A 20,345-nucleotide genomic window follows, 5' to 3' on the forward strand; every position below is an offset into this window, starting at 1 on the left:
AGTTTTTGTAGGGCTGGGGGAGGTGGGTGTGTGGCGGGCTTTGGCGGGTGTGTGAGGCCGAAATCGCCATCGCAGGCAAGCCAGCTCCCACATTGGGTGGGCGGTGGGCCAGAGGGCGGTTCTTGGCCGCAAGAACGATTTCTTGCGGCGACCAAGATCCGGGTTTAAATCTTTTTGAAAAAGTTATTACCCGTTAGAGCAACCATTGCCCATCACTTGATAATTAAGAATATGCCGCTGACCTTGCGAGTCTTCATATTCCATTTGTACCGGTACAACGTTGCAGACATCCGGGATGTTACTCATGGACAATACTTTGGCCACATCCAAGTGTGTGCTGTAAGTGTAGTCTTCAACGATCGGTGGGTTCTGTCCGGCCAGCTCAGTCGGGGCTTCGTCGGCCAGGGCGGCGGTGGCGCACAAGCTGCTGAGGGCCAAAACTACTAACGCTTTCATTTGTGTATTTACCTTCTTCAGGGCGAAAGGGGTCACGGGGCCCTTATGAGGCCACGTGTGTAACTATAAAATTGGGAAGTTCGGATTAACGTTGCCTTGGTGGGGGCTGTTACGGTGTTAATCACGTTGCCTTGTTGGCGGAGTTGATTTTAGGCCTGCGGGTTATATTCATATACCCGTGCTTTTGATAAACACTATTGGCGGTTTTTGTAACAATCCCGCGGTAAAGGTTTTTCATCAGGCGCCAAAGCCGCGCAGGCCGTGGGCCAGAGCCCTGAAAGGGCATAGCAGGGCATTTTGTAGGGGCTTGTTACTACCATCGTCGAATGGTTCTATGGGGCAGCCCCGGCTACAACAGGGGCCATACAACAACAACTATGTCACCGAGGTAAGAAAGATGAGTGCGGCTTCCCTGTACCCCGTTCGCCCCGAAGTAGCAGCCAACACGCTGACCGACGAGGCGACCTACAAGGCCATGTACCAGCAGTCGGTGGTCAACCCCGATGGCTTCTGGCGCGAGCAAGCCAAGCGCCTTGACTGGGTCAAGCCTTTCACCGCGGTCAAGCAGACCTCTTTCGACGACCACCATGTCGACATCAAATGGTTCGCCGACGGCACCCTCAACGTTTCCTACAACTGCCTGGACCGCCACCTCGCCGAGCGTGGTGATCAGGCGGCGATCATCTGGGAGGGCGATGACCCTTCCGAAAGCCGCACCATCACCTACCGCGAGCTGCATGAAGAAGTCTGCAAGTTCGCCAACGCCCTGCGCGGCCAGGATGTGCACCGCGGCGACGTGGTGACTATCTATATGCCGATGATCCCCGAAGCCGTGGTCGCCATGTTGGCCTGTACCCGCATTGGAGCGATTCACTCCGTGGTGTTTGGCGGTTTTTCGCCGGAGGCCCTGGCCGGTCGCATCATCGACTGTAAGTCGAAGGTGGTGATCACTGCCGACGAAGGCATTCGCGCCGGTAAGAAGATTCCGCTGAAGGCCAACGTCGACGACGCGCTGACCAACCCGGAAACCAGCAGCATCCAGAAAGTCATCGTGTGCAAGCGCACCAATGGCCACATCAAGTGGAACCAGCATCGCGACATCTGGTACGAGGACCTGATGAAAGTGGCGGGCACTGTGTGCGCGCCTAAAGAGATGGGCGCCGAAGAAGCGCTGTTCATCCTTTACACCTCGGGCTCCACCGGCAAGCCTAAAGGCGTGCAGCACACCACCGGCGGCTACTTGCTGTACGCAGCCCTGACCCACGAACGCGTGTTCGACTACCGCCCAGGCGAAATCTACTGGTGCACCGCCGACGTCGGCTGGGTCACCGGCCACACCTATATTGTCTACGGCCCGCTGGCCAATGGCGCGACCACGCTGCTGTTTGAAGGCGTGCCGAACTACCCGGATATCACGCGGGTGGGCAAGATCGTCGACAAGCACAAGGTCAATATCCTCTACACCGCACCGACCGCGATCCGCGCGATGATGGCGTCGGGCACCGCTGCCTGTGAAGGTGTGGATGGCAGCAGCCTGCGCCTGCTCGGTTCGGTGGGTGAGCCGATCAACCCGGAAGCCTGGGACTGGTACTACAAGAACGTCGGCCAATCCCGTTGCCCGATCGTCGACACCTGGTGGCAGACCGAAACCGGCGCCACCTTGATGAGCCCGCTGCCGGGTGCCCACGCCCTCAAGCCGGGTTCGGCGGCACGCCCGTTCTTCGGCGTGGTGCCGGCGCTGGTGGACAACCTCGGTAACATCATTGAGGGTGCTGCCGAAGGCAACCTGGTGATCCTCGATTCGTGGCCGGGCCAGGCGCGTACGCTGTATGGCGACCATGACCGGTTTGTCGACACCTACTTCAAGACCTTCCGTGGCATGTACTTCACCGGCGACGGTGCGCGCCGTGATGAAGACGGCTACTGGTGGATCACCGGGCGGGTGGACGACGTGCTGAACGTGTCCGGGCACCGCATGGGCACCGCCGAGATTGAAAGCGCGATGGTTGCGCACCCGAAAGTCGCTGAAGCAGCGGTGGTGGGGGTGCCCCATGACATCAAGGGGCAGGGCATCTATGTGTATGTCACGCTAAAAAATGGTGAAGAACCGAACGAAGCGCTGCGCCTGGAGCTGAAAAACTGGGTTCGCAAAGAGATTGGCCCGATTGCCTCGCCGGATGTGATCCAGTGGGCACCGGGTTTGCCGAAGACGCGTTCGGGGAAAATCATGCGCCGGATTCTGCGCAAGATCGCCACGGCCGAGTATGACGGCTTGGGGGATATCTCCACCCTGGCCGACCCAGGTGTGGTGGCGCATTTGATTGAGACGCACAAGACCATGAACGTCGCGTAAGGCGGGCTGGGTAGGATAAAGCCCCATTCGGCGTGAGCCGGGTGGGGCTTTTTTGTGGGGTTTGATTTCGATAGCACTGGCGAAACCGGATCACTGTGGGAGCTGGCTTGCCCGCGATGAGGGCGTATCAGGCACAGGTGGGTTAGCTGACAGGCCGCTATCGCAGGCAAGCCAGCTCCCACATTTGGAATGTGTTTCATGGCCGGAGTCTGATCGTTCCCACGCTCCGCGTCTGCTCTTGAGGCGTGACGCAGAGCGTCACAGGATGCATCCCCACGCGGAGCGTGGGAACGATCTGTGTGTAGGCCAATAAATATCGGTTTCTCTCGCAGGAAGTTTCTGAATGTTACCGTCCAGCCTAAATGTGTAACCTCACGCCCAAGCCTGAGGCAATGCGCTACGCCCATGCCCCGAAAACCCGCGTTTTAGACACCCTCACAAATAAGATTAAACGCCAGACTTGCCGTGCTAGAAGGGTTTGCGAATAATAGGCCCGCAATTTGCAGCATCATCAGGTTTTATATCTTTTGTCTCTGCATAAAAATCAGAGGCTGTCAATAAGCTGGAACCGCTTTCTCGGTGCTTCTGTAAATTGTTGTCGCATTGAGGAAATATCGGCTTCCGGCCTGTCGTTAGAATGCCGATCACTCGCTCGTCGTCTCCTGTATCAATTCGGGGTAGGACGCAGCACCGCTATTCGGTTTCACTTAAGTCGCATCGTGGGCCACGGCTCATTCTGCTTTTTGCCCTATACCGATGGAGTCCCAAGATGAAGAAACTTGTGCTGTTGGGCGCCCTGGCGCTGTCCGTGCTGTCCATGCAGGCCTTCGCTGATGAAAAGCCTCTGAAAATTGGTATCGAAGCGGCTTACCCTCCGTTTGCCTCGAAGGCGCCGGATGGCAGCATCGTCGGTTTTGACTACGACATCGGTAACGCGCTGTGCGCAGAGATGAAGGTCAAGTGCGTATGGGTTGAGCAAGAATTCGACGGCCTGATCCCTGCGCTCAAAGTGCGCAAGATCGACGCGATTCTGTCGTCCATGTCCATCACTGAAGACCGCAAGAAGTCCGTGGACTTCACCAACCGCTACTACCTGAGCCCGGCGCAGCTGGTGATGAAGGAAGGCACCACCGTCAGCGACAGCCTGGATGAACTCAAAGGCAAGAAAATCGGCGTGCAACGCGGTTCGATCCACGATCGTTTCGCCAAGGAAGTCCTGGCCCCTAAAGGCGTCACGGTGGTGCCTTACAGCTCGCAGAACGAAATCTACCTGGACGTGGAAGCCGGCCGCCTCGATGGCACCGTGGCCGACGCCACCCTGCTGCAAGACGGCTTCCTGAAAACCCCGGCCGGTAAAGGCTACGCGTTTGTGGGCCCACAGTTCACCGACGCCAAGTACTTCGGTGACGGCATCGGCATCGCGGTACGCAAAGGCGACAAGGCCGAGCTGGACAAGATCAACGCGGCCATCGCTGCGATCCGTGCCAACGGCGAATACAAGAAAATCCAGGACAAATACTTCGACTTCGATATTTACGGCGCTGACCCTAAGTAACTCGTCGCAGCTGTCTGTCCAGAATGGCGCAAGCAACAGAAGATTCTGAAGTTTGCGCCATTTTTTCATCCCCCTTTTCGAGGACCTGAATCATGTTGAACGGCTACGGGGCTGTCATCCTCGATGGCGCATGGTTGACGCTTCAGCTCGCCTTGTCGTCCATGGCCTTGGCCATTGTTCTGGGTCTGATCGGGGTCGCGTTACGCCTGTCGCCGGTGCGCTGGTTGGCTTGGCTGGGTGACTTGTACTCCACGGTGATCCGCGGGATCCCCGACCTGGTGCTGATTCTGCTGATTTTCTACGGCGGCCAGGACTTGTTAAACCGCGTCGCGCCGATGCTTGGCTATGACGACTATATCGACTTGAACCCCTTGGCCGCCGGTATCGGCACCCTGGGTTTCATCTTTGGCGCCTACCTCTCGGAAACCTTCCGTGGCGCCTTTATGGCCATTCCCAAGGGCCAGGCCGAGGCCGGCCTTGCGTATGGCATGAGCAGTTTCCAGGTGTTTTTCCGGGTGATGGTGCCGCAGATGATTCGGCTGGCGATCCCTGGGTTCACCAACAACTGGCTGGTACTCACCAAGGCCACCGCGCTGATCTCGGTGGTGGGCCTGCAAGACATGATGTTCAAGGCCAAACAGGCGGCAGACGCCACCCGTGAGCCTTTTACCTTCTTCCTCGCAGTGGCGGCGATGTACCTGGTGATCACCAGCGTATCGTTGCTGGCCCTGCGTTATCTTGAGAAGCGCTACTCGGTAGGCGTAAGGGCGGCTGATCTATGATCTTCGACTACAACGTCATCTGGGAAGCCATGCCGCTGTACCTTGGCGGCCTGGCAACCACCCTGAAACTGCTGGCCATTTCGCTGTTCTTCGGCCTGCTCGCCGCCTTGCCCCTGGGCTTGATGCGCGTGTCCAAGCAGCCGGTCATCAACGGTGCGGCCTGGCTCTACACCTACGTGATCCGCGGCACGCCGATGCTGGTGCAGCTGTTTTTGATCTACTACGGCCTGGCGCAATTCGAAGCCGTGCGCGAAAGCTTCCTGTGGCCGCTGCTGTCGAGCGCCACGTTCTGCGCGTGCCTGGCGTTTGCGATCAACACCAGCGCCTACACCGCCGAAATCATCGCCGGCAGCCTCAAGGCCACGCCCAACGGTGAGATCGAAGCGGCCAAGGCCATGGGCATGTCGCGCTACAAGCTGTACCGCCGCATCCTGCTGCCGTCGGCCCTGCGCCGGGCGCTGCCGCAGTACAGCAACGAAGTGATCATGATGCTGCAGACCACCAGCCTGGCGTCCATCGTCACCTTGATCGACATCACCGGTGCTGCACGCACCGTGAACGCCCAGTACTACTTGCCGTTCGAAGCCTATATCACCGCCGGCGTGTTCTACCTGTGCCTGACCTTTATCCTGGTGCGCCTGTTCAAGTTGGCCGAGCGCCGCTGGCTGAGCTACCTGGCTCCACGGAAGCACTGATATGGAATGTATCGATCACCTGTTGCCCTGGGGCCACCTGGGGTGTGAACGCCAACTGAGCGTATTTCGTTTCGGCAGCGGCGAGCGCAAGGCCTATATCCAGGCCAGCCTGCACGCCGACGAATTGCCGGGCATGCGCGCGGCGTGGGAGCTGAAAAAGCGCCTCACCGAACTGGAACAGCAAGGCGCGCTTAACGGCGTGATCGAGCTGGTGCCGGTGGCCAACCCGATGGGTCTGGGCCAGTTGCTGCAAGGCAGCCACCAGGGGCGTTTCGAGGTGGGCAGCGGCAAGAACTTCAACCGTGATTTCGTCGAACTGAGCGCGCCGGTTGCTGAGTTGCTCAGGGGCAAGCTGGGCGATGATCCGCACGCCAATGTGCGCATGATCCGCCAGGCGATGACCGACGCACTCAACGCACTGCCCGCGCCGAGCAGTCAGCTGCAAGGCATGCAGCGCATCTTGCTGAGCCACGCCTGCACCGCCGATATCGTCCTTGACCTGCATTGCGACGCCGAAGCCGCGTTGCATATGTATGCGTTGCCCCAGCACTGGCCGCAGTGGCGCTCGTTGTCGGCGCATTTGAACGTGAAGGTCGGCCTGCTGGCGGAAGACTCCGGCGGCAGTTCGTTTGATGAGGCGTGCTCGCTGCCGTGGTTGCGTCTGTCCCAGGCGTTCCCCGAGGCACAGGTTCCGCTGGCGTGCCTGGCAACTACCCTGGAATTGGGCGGCCAGGCCGACACCGGCCGTGATGAAGCGATTTTCCACGCCGAAGGCATCCTCGCGTTCCTGGCCGAGCAAGGCTTGATCACCGGCCAATGGCCGGCGCCGCACTACGACGCGTGCGAAGGCTTGCCCTTCGAAGGCACCGAGTTGCTGTTTGCGCCCCATGCCGGTGTGATCAGTTACCTGCGTAAAGCCGGTGACCGGGTAGAAGCGGGCGATGAGATTTTTGAAGTGATTGACCCTCTGACCGACCGCGTCAGCATTGTCTGCGCGGGTACATCCGGGGTGTTGTTTGCCGTTGAACGGCTACGTTATGCCCAAGCGGGTTTCTGGCTGGCCAAGGTGGCGGGGCGCGAAGCGCTGCGTCACGGGCGCTTGCTCAACGACTGACCACCTGTTTTTGTGAGAACCGACCGCATGTACAAACTTGAAGTCCAAGACCTGCATAAACGCTATGGCAGTCATGAAGTGCTCAAAGGCGTGTCCCTGGCCGCCGCGGCCGGTGATGTGATCAGCATCATCGGTTCCAGTGGTTCGGGCAAAAGTACCTTTTTGCGCTGCATCAACCTGCTGGAGCAACCCCACGCCGGCAAGATTCTGCTCAATAACGAAGAGCTGAAACTGGTGGCCAACAAGGACGGCGCCATGAAGGCCGCCGACCCTAAACAATTGCAGCGCATGCGTTCGCGTCTGTCCATGGTGTTCCAGCATTTCAACCTGTGGTCGCATATGACGGCGCTGGAAAACGTGATGGAAGCGCCGGTGCACGTGCTGGGCATGTCGAAAAAAGACGCGCGTGAGAAGGCCGAGCATTACCTGGCCAAGGTCGGCGTGGGCCATCGTAAGGATGCGTTCCCGGGCCACATGTCCGGCGGTGAGCAGCAGCGCGTGGCGATTGCCCGTGCCCTGGCGATGGAACCGGAGGTGATGCTGTTCGACGAACCGACCTCGGCCCTGGACCCGGAGCTGGTCGGCGAAGTGCTCAAGGTGATGCAGGACCTGGCCCAGGAAGGCCGCACCATGGTGGTAGTGACTCACGAAATGGGCTTTGCCCGTGAAGTGTCGAACCAGTTGGTGTTTTTGCACAAAGGCATCGTCGAAGAACGGGGTGACCCGCGTGAAGTGCTGGTGAACCCGCAGTCCGAGCGGTTGCAGCAGTTCCTTTCGGGTAGCTTGAAATAATCAAGACTGCTTTTGTGCACTCAAATAGTGCATATTTCGCAGCTCGGAAGTTGACTTCCGTCCCTGTGGGAGCTGGCTTGCCTGCGATAGCGATATATCAGTAACCGGTGTGCCATCTGACCCACCGCCATCGCAGGCAAGCCAGCTCCCACATTGGATCTCCATTTGTTTTGAGATTTGTGTTGGTTTCCGGGCTAGCATTGGCCCTTGTCTTCATTACTGTTACTCGCTTCGGATAGCCCCTAAATGACCGCCCATAAAATTGGTTTCCTGATTTGGCCCAGCACAAAAGCCCTGACGCTTGCGCTGGCTGAGGAGGCTTTGCGCGTTGCTCAGCGGGTGCATCCGGACGTGGTGTACGAACTGTCGTTTTTACAGGCCGAACCGCGCACCGAGGGCGACTGGCAATTGCCGGGCGAGCCCTGGGCCGGCAAGCTTGAAGGCTTTCAAAAACTGTTCCTGCTGGCGGATGAGCCGCCGACCGTCATCGCCTCCCAGCTCAGCAGCGCGCTCAAGCAGCTTGTGCGGGCTGGCTGTGTGATTGGTGGCTTGTCGGCGGGCGTGTATCCCTTGGCTCAGTTGGGTCTGCTCGACGGCTACCGCGCCGCCGTGCATTGGCGCTGGCAGGATGACTTCGCCGAGCGCTTCCCCAAGGTGATCGCCACCAGCCACCTGTTCGACTGGGACCGCGACCGCCTGACCGCCTGTGGTGGCATGTCGGTACTCGACCTGTTGCTGGCGGTGCTGGCCCGTGATCATGGCGCCGAACTGGCCGGTGCGGTCTCCGAAGAACTGGTGGTGGAGCGCATCCGCGAAGGCGGCGAGCGCCAGCGCATCCCCTTGCAAAACCGCCTGGGCTCCAGCCATCCGAAGCTGACCCAGGCCGTGTTGCTGATGGAGGCCAATATCGAAGAGCCGCTGACCACCGACGAAATCGCCCAGCATGTGTGCGTGTCGCGACGACAACTCGAGCGCATCTTCAAGCAATACCTCAACCGCGTTCCCAGCCAGTATTACCTGGAACTGCGCCTGAACAAGGCGCGCCAGATGCTGATGCAAACCAGCAAGTCGATCATCCAGATCGGCCTGTCGTGCGGCTTCTCCTCGGGGCCGCACTTCTCCAGCGCCTACCGCAACTTCTTTGGCGCCACCCCGCGTGAAGACCGCAACCAGCGGCGCAGCAGCAGCCCGTTTGAGTTGTCGTCGGTGCCTTCCGAGCGCGGGTGAGCATTTTTCATTCTTCCCTTCTGCTCGTCCATGGGCATCCGGCGTGAAGGCTGTAATCAGCGGCGCAACAGCCCGTCAGTCCTCTTCCGTGTCGGGATAACTCATCGGCAACGGGTTGCCTTGATCATCCACTGTGGCGGCGTCAACCTGGAAGTCGATGCCTGTGCGTTGGTAATACTCACGCATACGCGCAAGGCTTGGCGCCGATAACGGGTTAGCGCTCAGGTCGCTGTCTTCATTGAACGGTGCCGGGGCGTGCAGCAAGTCCGCCGGTATCTCGCTGATCCCGTTATTGCTTAAATCCAGTGTGTGTAATTGATCCAGACGGAATACCCCTTCCGGCACTTCGCGCAATCCCGCATTGCTCAGGTGCAGAGCGGTCAGTTGGTGCTGGGAACTGACGTCAGGGGCGAGCCCCAACGGGTTGTGACTCAAATCAAGGAACTCAAGTTGGCTCAAGCTCGCCAGCGCCTGGCGGGTGTCGGGTGTCAAGCGGATCGCGCACTCCTCCATTGCAAGTGTGGACAGCTTGGGCATGTACTGGATCGAGTCAGGCAGAACGCCCAAGGAACACTTTTCGAGCGTCAGCGATTGCAGGTTGGTAAAGCTTCGCAGTGTGCCGTCGACGCCGGTCGTGGTGCCGTTGCCGGTCAGATGGAACGAGCTTACGTGGCTGAAGTTGGCGTTCAGCTGCGGCAAATCACCCAGTATGGGTGTGAGCAAATTCACTTTATGGGTCAGTTCATCGTCCAGACTTTCCTCGTCTTCGATGCTTTCCCGTCGCCAGGCTTCTTCCAGCAGTGTCTTGAAGTTGCGCCGCGACAGCTGGTCCTGCGCACGGGTTTGCTCGTCAATCGGCACATCCAGGATTGGGTGCCGATCCGGCACATCCTGTACCCACAGTTGCAGGTCGTCTCTGAGTTGTTCGTATTCGGCTTTCAGGCGCGTCAATGTCGGGTCGACTGACGCCATGTCGCCGGGCAGGCGAAAGATAAACCGGTCTGCCTCGGTGTCCAGGAACGTGGGATAAAGCTGCTGCGCTCGGATGCGTTGTTCTGCGGGTGCCTGGGCAGCGAAGCTTTCGCCGGTGCGCTGGCAGTAGCGTTTGATCGACTCCAGGGTCTGGGGTGTCAACGGGTTTGCTGAAAGGTCCAGGCTGCTGGTGGATGAACTCGGCAGGGAAAAGAGTTCGTCGGGAAGTTGCTCAATGCCGTTTGCGCTCAAGTTCACCGTCTGGCGGGGTGGTTTACCCAGCAGCTCAAGGGGCATCTGCGTCAGCCCCGTATTTTTCAGTGAGACATGGCTCAAGCCGGGCAGGCGACTCAAGTCCGGCGGTTGTCCCAGAGGGTTATGGTCCAGGTTCAAGTACCTGAGGTTGTTCATCGCTTGCAGCCCCTCCCTGCTGGTGGGGCTCAGCGCGATTGAGCAACGTGGCAGCCCCAGTATGTCCAGTTCGGGCAGGTTGAGCACTGAGGGTGGGATGTCGCCGAGCATAACGTTATCGATGTCCAGAATCTTGAGGGCCGGGAAGCTGTCGATAAAGGCGGTTGATCCCATCGAGCCGCCGCTGCCTTTGATCATCAGCGAGCCAATATGCTTGAAGCGCGCGCTCAGGGTGGGCAACTCGCCCGCAAGCGCCTGAGGGATTTCCAGGTCATGGACCAATTGAGTGTTTTGAGGTGTTTCCCGGCGCCAGCTTTGCTCAAGTAATGTATTGAGCTCGCGCCGCCGGGCGGTTTCCAGTGGCTGCGACTGCGGTTGTTGCTTCCACTGGTTGAGCTCGTGCTGCAAGGTGTCCAATTCACTGGCCAAACGTGCCAGCTCGCGTTTACCCGCCTCCAGCTCGCCCGGCAGGCTGTAGATGAACTGGTTGATCTGCTTGGCGTCGAGCGAGGGATATAACAGTTTTGCGTCGCGTACATCTACTGCGGGGGCATCGGCCTGCCAGTAAGTTCCATGCTGCTGGTAATAGGTTTTGACGCGCTCAAGGGTGGCCGATGACAGCGGGTTGCCAGACAGGTCGAAGGCAACGCTGGCATGGGCAGGCATTTCGAACAGGGCCTCAGGTAATTCACTGATTTGGTTGCCGTTCAGAAAGGCCGCCGTCAGTTCGTTGCGGCTGAGCAGGCCAGGGGGGAGGCGATTGATGCCGGTGTTGGACAGGTCCAGGGTGTGTATTTCGTTCATTGCTTCCACACTGGGCACCCGGCTCAAGGGGTTGTTATGCAGGTCCAGTACTTGCAGTCGGGTCATCGAGGCGAGCCGGGTTTGGCTGAACGGCTTTAAGGTGATTGCGCAGTTGCTCAGGCTCAATGTGTTCAACGCGGGCATCTGGAAGACTGCCGGCGGCACGTCACCCAGCGCGATACTGTCAACGGCCAGATGGCGCAGTCGGGGAAAGTAGCCCAGGAACGCGGGCGCCCCCTGCGTGTGGTTGCTGCCTGCCAGGGTCAGCATTGATACGTGATCGAAGTTGGCGGATAACCGGGGCAGTTCACCGCGAATGGGGTAAGGGAGGTTCAGGCGGTGGCCGTCACGGGTCGGGTCTTCGAAGAAGTCATCTATGGGCAATTCCCTTCGCCAGCAACGTTTGAGTTCGCGGGCAATGTGCGCGCGATTGTGTTGCTCGTACTGACGCTGCTGCAGGTTTAGTACGGGGCCGTTCCCGGCTTCCTGATGGGGAATATTGCCTTGCCAGGTATTGAGGTCACGTTTGAGTTGTTGGTATTCGATGTGCAGCGCTTCCAGGCCGGCGACCGCGCCACCAGGCTGTGAGTGCAAGTGGTTCAGCAGGTCAGTTAATTGATGTTCGGCGAGTTGGGGGTAGAGGGTACGTGCGCGCTGATGCAGGGTTGGAGCGCCCAGCGGCGTGGGCGCTTGGGCGTGGTAGCCATTGTCGTTGCCCAGTAGGCGCAGGGTTTCAGTGACCTGTCGCGGCTCACTTTGAGGGGTGAGCAGTACACGTAGTTCACTGCGTGGCAGCGGCTTTTGGCGCAGACGCTGCTTGAGTTGCGCGCCCTGGTGTATGCCCAGGCCTAGCTGATCACGCTGCTTATCGGGCAGGGCACTTAAAATGGCTGAGTATAGGTCCGTCTCGCTGGAGAGGGCGCCCTGTTGATCATGAGGCTGGTAGCGGCCCGCTTCGGTGCGCACCAATGTGCGATGTATAGGCGCGTCATCCGGGCCTACCCGCAGCCAGGTCTCCCCAGTGGCCGAATGGTGACGGGCCTCAAGTTGTACCTCGCCCGACCAGCCCTGTAGTGTGCGCAACGAACTCAAGGCCAGGTGATCAGTGTCCAGAGGCTGCGGTGCATTCAGGTGCTGGCCCTCATAGGCACGGTTGAGCCGCACTTCATTCAAGGCCGTGCGTGCCAATTCGGCCAGGCGCGGGGGCGTGTTTCGCTCGTGCAACGCTTCAAGTTCTGCGCCGCTCGCCTCGCTCACAAGGGTCTTCGCAACGCTTGCCGGCAACTGCGGCGTGGTGTTGATCAATTGCTGCGTAAGCGGTTCGGTAGAGGCTTGCAGCGTCGCGTACCGCGATTCGAACAACGCGGTGCGCTGGCGATCGGCAATATCCGCCAGTGTGTGGCGCAATAGCTGGGCACGACGCACCAGGCTCAGCTCTGGGTCGCTGGCGCGCTCGCCGAACTGTGTGCGGATCTCTTCACTGGTCAGGCCGCGCAAGACGGTTTTCAGCAAGTCTCCGTTGTCCAACTGGGTTTCGTATACCTGAACCACCGGCATGTTCTTGTCCCCGAACTCCCAGGCGGTCTGCCCTTTATCATTGACGATGCGCAAGGCTTTGGTGGGCGGCCACGAGCCGTGGGTGGTCAATAGTTGCAAGGTGTCTTGAGGATCAATCCGTTGGTACGCCGCTGGGTCGTCGCTGCGTAGCTGCTCGATAAGCCGTTGGATGTCGCGGTCGATGCGCAGACGGCTCAAGGTATCGTCCAGCAGCGCCGCCGGGCGCTCACCGTTGACGTGCATTTTGCGCAACGCGTGTTCAGTGGTGCCACTGATGTGCAGGGCCAGTTCGCGGTCCGCTTCGCTCAAGTCCTGGGCGCTGTGCCCCAGCCGACGCAACAGTGTGTGTTTGTCCCACTGCAAGGGCTGTTCGAGCTCCGTATGCCACGCGCCGGCTTGGTTGTGCTGCACGCTTGGGCGGTAGGCTTCAGGGCGGGTCGGGTGTTTGATCTGGTAAACCTCGCTGCTCGAGGTTTTCTCCACGGTGTAGAGCTTGTTTTCCAGTGGCAGGATTGTCTCCCCGCGCACCTCGTGCAGGCCCAACTCGTTGATGCCAAGGCGCGCAGGTAACGAGGATGGGCACTGGTAGGGCGTCAGGTCCGGTTTCCAGTAACGCTTGGCCTCATTAGCCAGGCTGACGGGTTTGAACGTGTCGATATAGGCGAGTACGTCCGTGGGCAGCACTTTACGCAACTCGGCCGGGCCAATATGGCTGCCCGCAGCGAATGCGCCCAATTGCACCAGAGACTCCAGCACGCCCATGAGATGACCGAAGGCTTCCTTGCCCTGGCCCTCAGCCCAATCGACAATGCCTTCGAACACCTCATCGAGCAGCTGATAGGCCATGTAGCCAAGCATCAACTCGCCCAGCCCGGGGACGAAGGGCGCCACCACCATCAAAGCCGCGTTGAAGATCGAGGCAGCCACCTCGACGAACGAGTCCCAAAGCCGCCACCGCGCCTCACGATCCACATTGGCAGTGGAGACCGCAAGGGTACGGGCATCGTTGAGCATTTTGTCGAGTTTGCGCTGGAACAGATGCGACCAGACATCGCCCCGGATCGGCACTGCATCAAACTGCAACTTGGGGTCGTCGGTAGGTGTGCTGCGCCAGGGTGCCTCGCTGCTGCCCTTGACGGGGGGATGCCAGGTAATGCGCGACAGGCGCCGGCCCAGGCCGGAAAAAAACTCCCCGCGATGGGAGTGGGGCACAAAGCGGCTGAAAAAGGTTTGGTAGTCAGGGTTACGCAGTTGTCGGATCAGTTCCTGTTTGAAGGCCAGCGACGAGGCATACTCCTTGAGTGGATGTTGTGGGTCATCCGGAACATAGGCCACCAGGCGTTGGGACGAGCGGGGATTTTCCAGGTTGGGAGCGAACAATTGGATACCCGTGAGCGGGATCCCCATCAGTTGCAAGTCTTGACAGAGCAAAGGCTGCCCCTGGAGCTTGAGATGCGGCTTACCGTCGATCAGCCCTTCGATCAAGGTGGCGAAGTCATCGCTGATATCTGCGTGGATACGAGCCAGTTGCAGCGCTGCGCGCAGTGCGGTTTTGTGGCTGCGGTCGACCTCATGGCGCAGTACGGCGGCGGCAACGGGGTTGTCCATCGCTAATGCATCGTCAAGGTAACGAGCGTAGCGGGCACCAATGTCCACGTCGCGACACAAGTTGGTGAACGCCGAGATCGACAACACACGCTTTATGTGCGGCAAAGTGTCGAATTGCCCACTCTCCGAGGGGCGCGTGATAAAGGTTGAGGCCGGTTCATAGGCATCGGCCAGTGTTTCTTTGTGTTCGAAGTTGTGCAGGGCGGCGTCGAGCAGCGAGACCGTCCAGGTCCGCGTGGCGCCGGAGCGTATCGAGGTCCACGGAATGTGGTCGGGGATATACAGGCGCACGAAGGTGGTTTCGACGTCCAGTTCCAGGCCAAAACGGGCTTTCAGTGCCTGTTCGAGGACGGGGGTTGCAAACGCCTTGACGTCCTGCAAGTGCTGCAATGTCTGGTCCACACTGTTTTGTGCAGCCCAGTGGGCGCCGGTCAGCCGCTTGAGTGCGGCGCGCTGCTCGGCGCTGCCCTGCAGTAGCCGTTGCGGTGTGGCCTTGGCGAGCGCCTGGCGTTTGTCGGCAGAGGCATTGCCCAGCCAGGCGGGCAGGGCGCGGGTCAGCAGTTGATAGTGGCTATCGGGCAGGCGGGTGTCGGTAAGATCGATATTTGTCATGGAGCGGGTCCGTGCAAGTCATGAAGGCTCGCAGTAAACCAGCCGCCTGCGGGCAAGCGACTTTAGATAGTTAGGGTGTGGCAGTCCTTTCACCTGATGACCTGACGCAAAGCGCCGCAGCGTTTAAACTGCGCCATTGCGACGCTATTTGTCGCATTGGCGTAAACCCGCCAAAAACGCGGGTTGGCGCTATAAGAAGTTGTCGCTTGGCGGCAAGGCCGCACTGAAAACTGTCCTTACAATCCCTGCATCGCCCGCCAGTTCCAGGCAGGCGTTCCTCTTCAGGAGACTCCGATGTCCGTTGAGCAAGCCCCGGTGCAACGTGCCGATTTCGACCAGGTGATGGTGCCTAACTACGCACCTGCCGCCTTTATCCCCGTGCGTGGCGCAGGTTCGCGCGTGTGGGACCAGGCCGGTCGCGAGCTGATCGACTTTGCCGGCGGCATCGCGGTCAACGTATTGGGCCACGCCCACCCGGCGCTGGTGGGTGCACTGACCGAACAGGCCAACAAGCTGTGGCACGTCTCCAACGTGTTCACCAATGAGCCGGCCCTGCGCCTGGCGCACAAGCTGATCGACGCCACCTTTGCCGAGCGCGTGTTCTTCTGCAACTCCGGCGCCGAAGCCAACGAGGCCGCGTTCAAGCTGGCCCGTCGTGTCGCGTTCGACCGTTTCGGCACCGAAAAGTACGAGATCATCGCCGCGCTGAACAGCTTCCACGGCCGTACCCTGTTCACCGTCAACGTCGGTGGCCAGTCCAAGTATTCCGATGGTTTCGGGCCTAAAATCACCGGCATCACCCACGTGCCTTATAACGACCTGGCCGCGCTCAAGGCCGCCGTGTCGGACAAGACCTGCGCCGTGGTGCTGGAGCCGATCCAGGGCGAAGGCGGCGTATTGCCGGCCGAGCTGGCTTACCTGCAAGGCGCCCGCGAACTGTGCGACGCCAATAACGCGCTGCTGGTGTTCGACGAAGTGCAAACCGGCATGGGCCGCAGCGGCCACTTGTTCGCTTACCAGCATTACGGCGTGACGCCGGACATCCTCACCAGCGCCAAGAGCCTGGGCGGTGGTTTCCCGATCGCAGCCATGCTGACCCGTGAAGACCTGGCCAAGCACCTGGTGGTCGGCACCCACGGCACCACTTACGGCGGCAACCCGCTGGCGTGTGCGGTGGCCGAGGCGGTGATCGACGTGATCAACACCCCGCAAGTGCTGGCTGGCGTGAATGCCAAGCACGACCTGTTCAAGGCGCGCCTTACGCAGATCGGCAAGCAATATGGCATTTTCACCGAAGTGCGCGGCCTGGGCCTGCTGATCGGTTGCGTGCTGAGCGATGCGTTCAAAGGCCGTGCCAAGGACGTGTTCAACGCGGCCGAAAAAGAAAACCTGATGATCCTGCAAGCCGGCCCCGACGTGGTGCGTTTCGCCCCAAGCCTGGTGGTGGAAGAGGCGGATATCAACGAAGGCCTGGACCGCTTCGAACGTGCTGTGAAGACGCTGACGCAAGCTTGATGGACCGTTCGGCGCCTGGCGATCCGGGTGCCGAACAAAAATTCTAAAGGCCGGACCGGGTCAAATGTGCGAGCTGGCTTGCCTGCGAAGGCGGTGGTACAGGCAACCTCTGTGCTGACTGACACACCGCCATCGCGGGCAAGCCCGGCTCCCACATGAATTTGCTTACACCATCAGAATGGGGTGAGCAGGCCTCCTGTCCGGCATTTTTCCCTCTGTGAGTTTTTCGAGTTAAGGAGTGACACCATGCTGGTGATGCGCCCCGCGCAAATGGCTGATCTGGGCGAGGTACAGCGTCTGGCTGCGGACAGCCCGATTGGTGTCACCTCCTTGCCGGACGATGTGGAACGCCTGAGCGATAAAATCGCCGCCAGCGAAGCGTCCTTCGCGGCCGAGGTGAGTTTCAACGGTGAAGAAAGCTATTTCTTCGTGCTCGAAGACACCGAGACCGGCAAGCTTGCCGGCTGCTCGGCCATCGTCGCCTCGGCCGGTTACTCGGAGCCGTTCTACAGCTTCCGTAACGAAACCTTCGTGCACGCTTCCCGCGAGCTGAAGATCCACAACAAGATCCACGTGCTTTCCCAGTGCCACGACCTCACCGGCAACAGCCTGCTCACCAGTTTCTACGTGCAGCCTGCGCTGGTCGGTTCGCCGTGGTCGGAACTCAATTCCCGTGGCCGCCTGCTGTTCGTCGCCAGCCACCCCGAGCGCTTTGCCGACTCGGTGGTGACCGAAATCGTCGGCTACAGCGACGAGAACGGTGACTCGCCGTTCTGGGATGCCATCGGTCGCAACTTCTTCGACCTCAACTACGCTGCCGCCGAGCGCCTGTGCGGGCTCAAAAGCCGCACCTTCCTCGCCGAGCTGATGCCGCATTACCCGATCTACGTACCGCTGTTGCCGGACGAAGCCCAGGAAGCCATGGGCCAGGTGCACCCGCGTGCGCAGATCACTTTCGACATCCTTATGCGCGAAGGCTTCGAGACCGACCACTACATCGACATCTTCGACGGTGGCCCGACGTTGCACGCACGGGTCTCGGGCATTCGCTCGATCGCCCAGAGCCGCGTGGTGCCGGTAAAAATCGGCGAGATGGTCAAGGGTGTCGGTCGCCAGTACTTGGTGAGCAACGCGCAATTGCAGGATTACCGTGCGGTGATGCTGGAGCTGGACTACGCGCCGGGCAAGCCAGTGACCCTGGACCTGGAAGCAGCCGAAGCGTTGGGCGTTGGCGAAGGCGCGAGTGTGCGCCTGGTAGCGGTTTAAATAGAGTTTCGCGGGTGGCTGACAACAGCGGCCCGTTCGAGGAGATAGCATGATCGTTCGTCCCGTACGCAGCAGCGATTTACCGGCCCTGATTGATCTGGCGCGCAGCACCGGCACCGGCCTCACCACCTTGCCGGCCAACGAAGAGCGCCTGACCCACCGGGTTGGCTGGGCGGAAAAAACCTTCCGTGGCGAAGCCGGGCGCGGCGATGCCGACTACCTGTTCGTGCTGGAAAACGACGAAGGCCGCGTGGTGGGCATTTCCGCCATCGCCGGTGCCGTCGGCCTGCGTGAGCCCTGGTACAACTTCCGGGTCGGCCTGACCGTCAGCGCCTCCCAGGAACTGAACATTTACCGCGAGATTCCGACGCTGTTTCTGGCCAACGACCTCACCGGCAACTCCGAATTGTGCTCGTTGTTCCTGCACGCCGATTACCGCAACGGCCTTAACGGTCGCATGCTGGCCAAGGCGCGCATGCTGTTTATCGCCGAGTTCCCGCAGCTGTTCGGCAACAAGATCATTGCGGAGATGCGTGGCGTGTCCAACGATGCCGGGCGCTCGCCGTTCTGGGAAAGCCTGGGCCGGCACTTCTTCAAGATGGAGTTCAGCCAGGCGGATTACCTCACCGGTGTAGGCAACAAGGCGTTTATCGCTGAGCTGATGCCCAAGTTTCCGCTGTACAGCTGCTTCCTGTCGGAAGACGCGCGCAATGTGATCGGCAAGGTCCACCCGGACACCGAGCCGGCGCTGAGCATGCTCAAGAGTGAAGGCTTCAGCTACCAGGGCTATGTCGATATTTTCGACGCCGGCCCGGCGGTGGAGTGTGAAACCAGCAAAATCCGTGCGGTGCGCGATAGCCAGTCGCTGGTGTTGGCCATCGGCACGCCGGGGGACGACGCCACGCCGTTCCTGATCCATAACCGCAAGCGCGAGGAGTGCCGCATTACGGCCGCTCCGGCCCGGCTGGCGGCAGGCACTTTGGTGGTCGATCCGCACACCGCCAAACGCCTGCAACTGGTGGTGGGTGATCAAGTGCGCGCTGTTGCGTTGTCTGCTGCTCGGGAGTCGAAATAATGAATTCGTTGTATATCGCAGGAAGCTGGCTGGCTGGCCAGGGTGAGCTGTTTGAATCGCGCAACCCGGTGACCCAACAGGTGTTGTGGGCCGGCAACGGCGCCACCGCCGAGCAGGTTGAGTCGGCCGTGCAAGCCGCGCGCCAGGCGTTTCCAGCGTGGGCCAGGCGCCCGCTGGAAGAACGCATCAGCATGCTGGAAACCTTCGCCGCCACCTTGAAAAGCCGCGCCGATGAAATCGCCCGTTGCATCGGTGAAGAAACCGGCAAGCCCCTGTGGGAATCGGCCACCGAAGTCACCAGCATGGCCAACAAGATTGCCATCTCGGTGCAAAGCTACCGCGAGCGTACCGGCGAGAAGAGCGGCCCGCTGGGCGACGCCACTGCCGTGCTGCGCCACAAACCTCACGGTGTGGTGGCGGTGTTCGGCCCCTACAACTTCCCTGGCCATTTGCCGAACGGGCATATCGTCCCGGCCTTGTTGGCGGGTAACACGGTATTGTTCAAGCCGAGCGAGTTGACCCCCAAAGTCGCCGAGCTGACCGTGCAATGCTGGGTCGAGGCCGGTTTGCCGGCGGGCGTGTTGAACCTGCTGCAAGGTGCGCGGGAAACCGGTATGGCCCTGGCGGCCAACCCAGGCATTGACGGGTTGTTCTTCACCGGCTCCAGCCGTACCGGCAATCATCTGCACCAGCAGTTCTCCGGGCGCCCGGACAAGATCCTGGCCCTGGAAATGGGTGGCAACAACCCACTGGTGGTCGACGAAGTGGCCGACGTGGACGCGGCGGTCTACACCATTATTCAGTCGGCGTTTATTTCGGCTGGCCAGCGTTGCACCTGTGCCCGTCGTTTGCTGGTGCCGCAAGGCGCCTGGGGCGATGCGTTGCTGGCGCGTCTGGTGGCGGTGAGCGCGACGATTGCAGTCGGTGCATTCGATCAACAGCCGGCGCCGTTCATGGGCTCGGTGATTTCCCTCGGTGCGGCCAAAGCCTTGATGGACGCCCAGGAACTGATGCTGGCCAATGGCGCCGTAGCGCTGCTGGAAATGACTCAGCCGCAGGCGCAGGCCGCCTTGCTGACACCCGGCATCATCGACGTGACTGGCGTGAGCGAGCGCGAGGATGAAGAACTGTTCGGCCCCTTGCTGCAAGTGATCCGCTACGCTGATTTTGCCGGTGCGATTGCCGAGGCCAACAACACTCAATATGGCCTGGCGGCGGGGCTGTTGTCGGATTCCGAAGCGCGCTACCAGCAGTTCTGGCTGGAAAGCCGCGCCGGTATCGTCAACTGGAACAAACAGCTGACCGGCGCTGCCAGCACTGCGCCGTTCGGCGGTGTGGGCGCCTCGGGCAACCACCGCGCCAGCGCCTATTACGCGGCGGACTATTGCGCGTACCCGGTGGCGTCGCTGGAGACCCCGAGTTTGGTGGTCCCGGCAACACTGACACCCGGTATTACGCTGATCTAAAGGTGACACTGATCTAATGTGGGAGCTGGCTTGCCTGCGATGCAGCCGACTCGGTTTTTCAGTAAAACCGAAGTGATGCCATCGC

Annotated in this window: 13 protein-coding genes; 11 read left to right on the forward strand and 2 right to left on the reverse strand. The window is 60.3% G+C overall.

The window, feature by feature from the left end; translation table 11 throughout:
* Window positions 1-186: 186 nt before the first annotated feature.
* A complete protein-coding gene (locus AOA59_RS06945) occupies window positions 187-456 on the reverse strand; it encodes a DUF2790 domain-containing protein (protein ID WP_058422476.1) in 270 nt (89 codons plus the stop codon).
* A gap of 397 nt (window positions 457-853) precedes the next feature.
* Between AOA59_RS06945 and acs the strand changes: the two genes are divergently transcribed.
* The 7 genes from acs to AOA59_RS06980 all read left to right on the forward strand — a co-directional run bounded on the left by acs (window position 854) and on the right by AOA59_RS06980 (window position 8,974).
* Window positions 854-2,809: an acetate--CoA ligase gene (gene acs, locus AOA59_RS06950; protein ID WP_065929366.1), complete on the forward strand. Its 1,956-nt coding sequence runs from the start codon at window positions 854-856 to the stop codon at window positions 2,807-2,809.
* A gap of 769 nt (window positions 2,810-3,578) precedes the next feature.
* Window positions 3,579-4,364, forward strand: coding sequence for an ABC transporter substrate-binding protein (locus AOA59_RS06955; protein WP_017138432.1), 786 nt, complete (start codon window positions 3,579-3,581; stop codon window positions 4,362-4,364).
* A 92-nt stretch (window positions 4,365-4,456) separates the two neighbouring features.
* A complete protein-coding gene (locus AOA59_RS06960) occupies window positions 4,457-5,146 on the forward strand; it encodes an ABC transporter permease (protein WP_017138431.1) in 690 nt (229 codons plus the stop codon).
* Window positions 5,143-5,841: an ABC transporter permease gene (locus AOA59_RS06965; RefSeq protein WP_058422264.1), complete on the forward strand. Its 699-nt coding sequence runs from the start codon at window positions 5,143-5,145 to the stop codon at window positions 5,839-5,841. The genes AOA59_RS06960 and AOA59_RS06965 overlap by 4 nt, the downstream gene beginning before the upstream one ends.
* A gap of 1 nt (window position 5,842) precedes the next feature.
* Complete coding sequence (locus tag AOA59_RS06970) at window positions 5,843-6,955, forward strand: succinylglutamate desuccinylase/aspartoacylase family protein (RefSeq protein WP_099486587.1); 1,113 nt, start codon at window positions 5,843-5,845, stop codon at window positions 6,953-6,955.
* Between the two features lie 27 nt (window positions 6,956-6,982).
* Window positions 6,983-7,747 (forward strand): ABC transporter ATP-binding protein, encoded by a 765-nt coding sequence (locus AOA59_RS06975; RefSeq protein WP_065929363.1) that lies wholly within the window; start codon window positions 6,983-6,985, stop codon window positions 7,745-7,747.
* Between the two features lie 246 nt (window positions 7,748-7,993).
* Complete coding sequence (locus tag AOA59_RS06980; RefSeq protein WP_056861681.1) at window positions 7,994-8,974, forward strand: GlxA family transcriptional regulator; 981 nt, start codon at window positions 7,994-7,996, stop codon at window positions 8,972-8,974.
* Between the two features lie 75 nt (window positions 8,975-9,049).
* Here AOA59_RS06980 and AOA59_RS06985 read toward each other — a convergent pair whose 3' ends face one another.
* Window positions 9,050-14,938 carry a dermonecrotic toxin domain-containing protein gene (locus tag AOA59_RS06985; protein ID WP_099486588.1) on the reverse strand — a complete coding sequence of 1,963 codons (5,889 nt, stop codon included), beginning with the start codon at window positions 14,936-14,938 and terminating at the stop codon, window positions 9,050-9,052.
* 294 nt (window positions 14,939-15,232) lie between these two features.
* On the opposite strand from AOA59_RS06985, the gene AOA59_RS06990 reads away from it, so the two are divergent.
* The 4 genes from AOA59_RS06990 to astD all read left to right on the forward strand — a co-directional run bounded on the left by AOA59_RS06990 (window position 15,233) and on the right by astD (window position 20,260).
* On the forward strand, window positions 15,233-16,453 hold the full coding sequence (locus AOA59_RS06990) for an aspartate aminotransferase family protein (protein WP_099486590.1): 1,221 nt from the start codon (window positions 15,233-15,235) through the stop codon (window positions 16,451-16,453).
* Between the two features lie 246 nt (window positions 16,454-16,699).
* Complete coding sequence (gene aruF / locus AOA59_RS06995; RefSeq protein ID WP_017138424.1) at window positions 16,700-17,719, forward strand: arginine/ornithine succinyltransferase subunit alpha; 1,020 nt, start codon at window positions 16,700-16,702, stop codon at window positions 17,717-17,719.
* Between the two features lie 49 nt (window positions 17,720-17,768).
* On the forward strand, window positions 17,769-18,794 hold the full coding sequence (gene astA / locus AOA59_RS07000) for an arginine N-succinyltransferase (protein ID WP_065929360.1): 1,026 nt from the start codon (window positions 17,769-17,771) through the stop codon (window positions 18,792-18,794).
* Window positions 18,791-20,260: a succinylglutamate-semialdehyde dehydrogenase gene (astD, locus tag AOA59_RS07005; protein ID WP_178076248.1), complete on the forward strand. Its 1,470-nt coding sequence runs from the start codon at window positions 18,791-18,793 to the stop codon at window positions 20,258-20,260. The genes astA and astD overlap by 4 nt, the downstream gene beginning before the upstream one ends.
* Window positions 20,261-20,345: the final 85 nt, after the last annotated feature.

The organism is Pseudomonas sp. 2822-15 (genome assembly GCF_002742515.1).
Taxonomy (GTDB): Bacteria; Pseudomonadota; Gammaproteobacteria; order Pseudomonadales; family Pseudomonadaceae; genus Aquipseudomonas; species Aquipseudomonas salomonii.

Coding starts and splice junctions, on each gene's coding strand:
- AOA59_RS06945 (WP_058422476.1), bottom strand. CDS start 456: ATGAAAGCGTTAGTAGTTTTGGCCCTCAGCAGCTTGTGCGCCACCGCC.
- acs (WP_065929366.1), top strand. CDS start 854: ATGAGTGCGGCTTCCCTGTACCCCGTTCGCCCCGAAGTAGCAGCCAAC.
- AOA59_RS06955 (WP_017138432.1), top strand. CDS start 3,579: ATGAAGAAACTTGTGCTGTTGGGCGCCCTGGCGCTGTCCGTGCTGTCC.
- AOA59_RS06960 (WP_017138431.1), top strand. CDS start 4,457: ATGTTGAACGGCTACGGGGCTGTCATCCTCGATGGCGCATGGTTGACG.
- AOA59_RS06965 (WP_058422264.1), top strand. CDS start 5,143: ATGATCTTCGACTACAACGTCATCTGGGAAGCCATGCCGCTGTACCTT.
- AOA59_RS06970 (WP_099486587.1), top strand. CDS start 5,843: ATGGAATGTATCGATCACCTGTTGCCCTGGGGCCACCTGGGGTGTGAA.
- AOA59_RS06975 (WP_065929363.1), top strand. CDS start 6,983: ATGTACAAACTTGAAGTCCAAGACCTGCATAAACGCTATGGCAGTCAT.
- AOA59_RS06980 (WP_056861681.1), top strand. CDS start 7,994: ATGACCGCCCATAAAATTGGTTTCCTGATTTGGCCCAGCACAAAAGCC.
- AOA59_RS06985 (WP_099486588.1), bottom strand. CDS start 14,938: ATGACAAATATCGATCTTACCGACACCCGCCTGCCCGATAGCCACTAT.
- AOA59_RS06990 (WP_099486590.1), top strand. CDS start 15,233: ATGTCCGTTGAGCAAGCCCCGGTGCAACGTGCCGATTTCGACCAGGTG.
- aruF (WP_017138424.1), top strand. CDS start 16,700: ATGCTGGTGATGCGCCCCGCGCAAATGGCTGATCTGGGCGAGGTACAG.
- astA (WP_065929360.1), top strand. CDS start 17,769: ATGATCGTTCGTCCCGTACGCAGCAGCGATTTACCGGCCCTGATTGAT.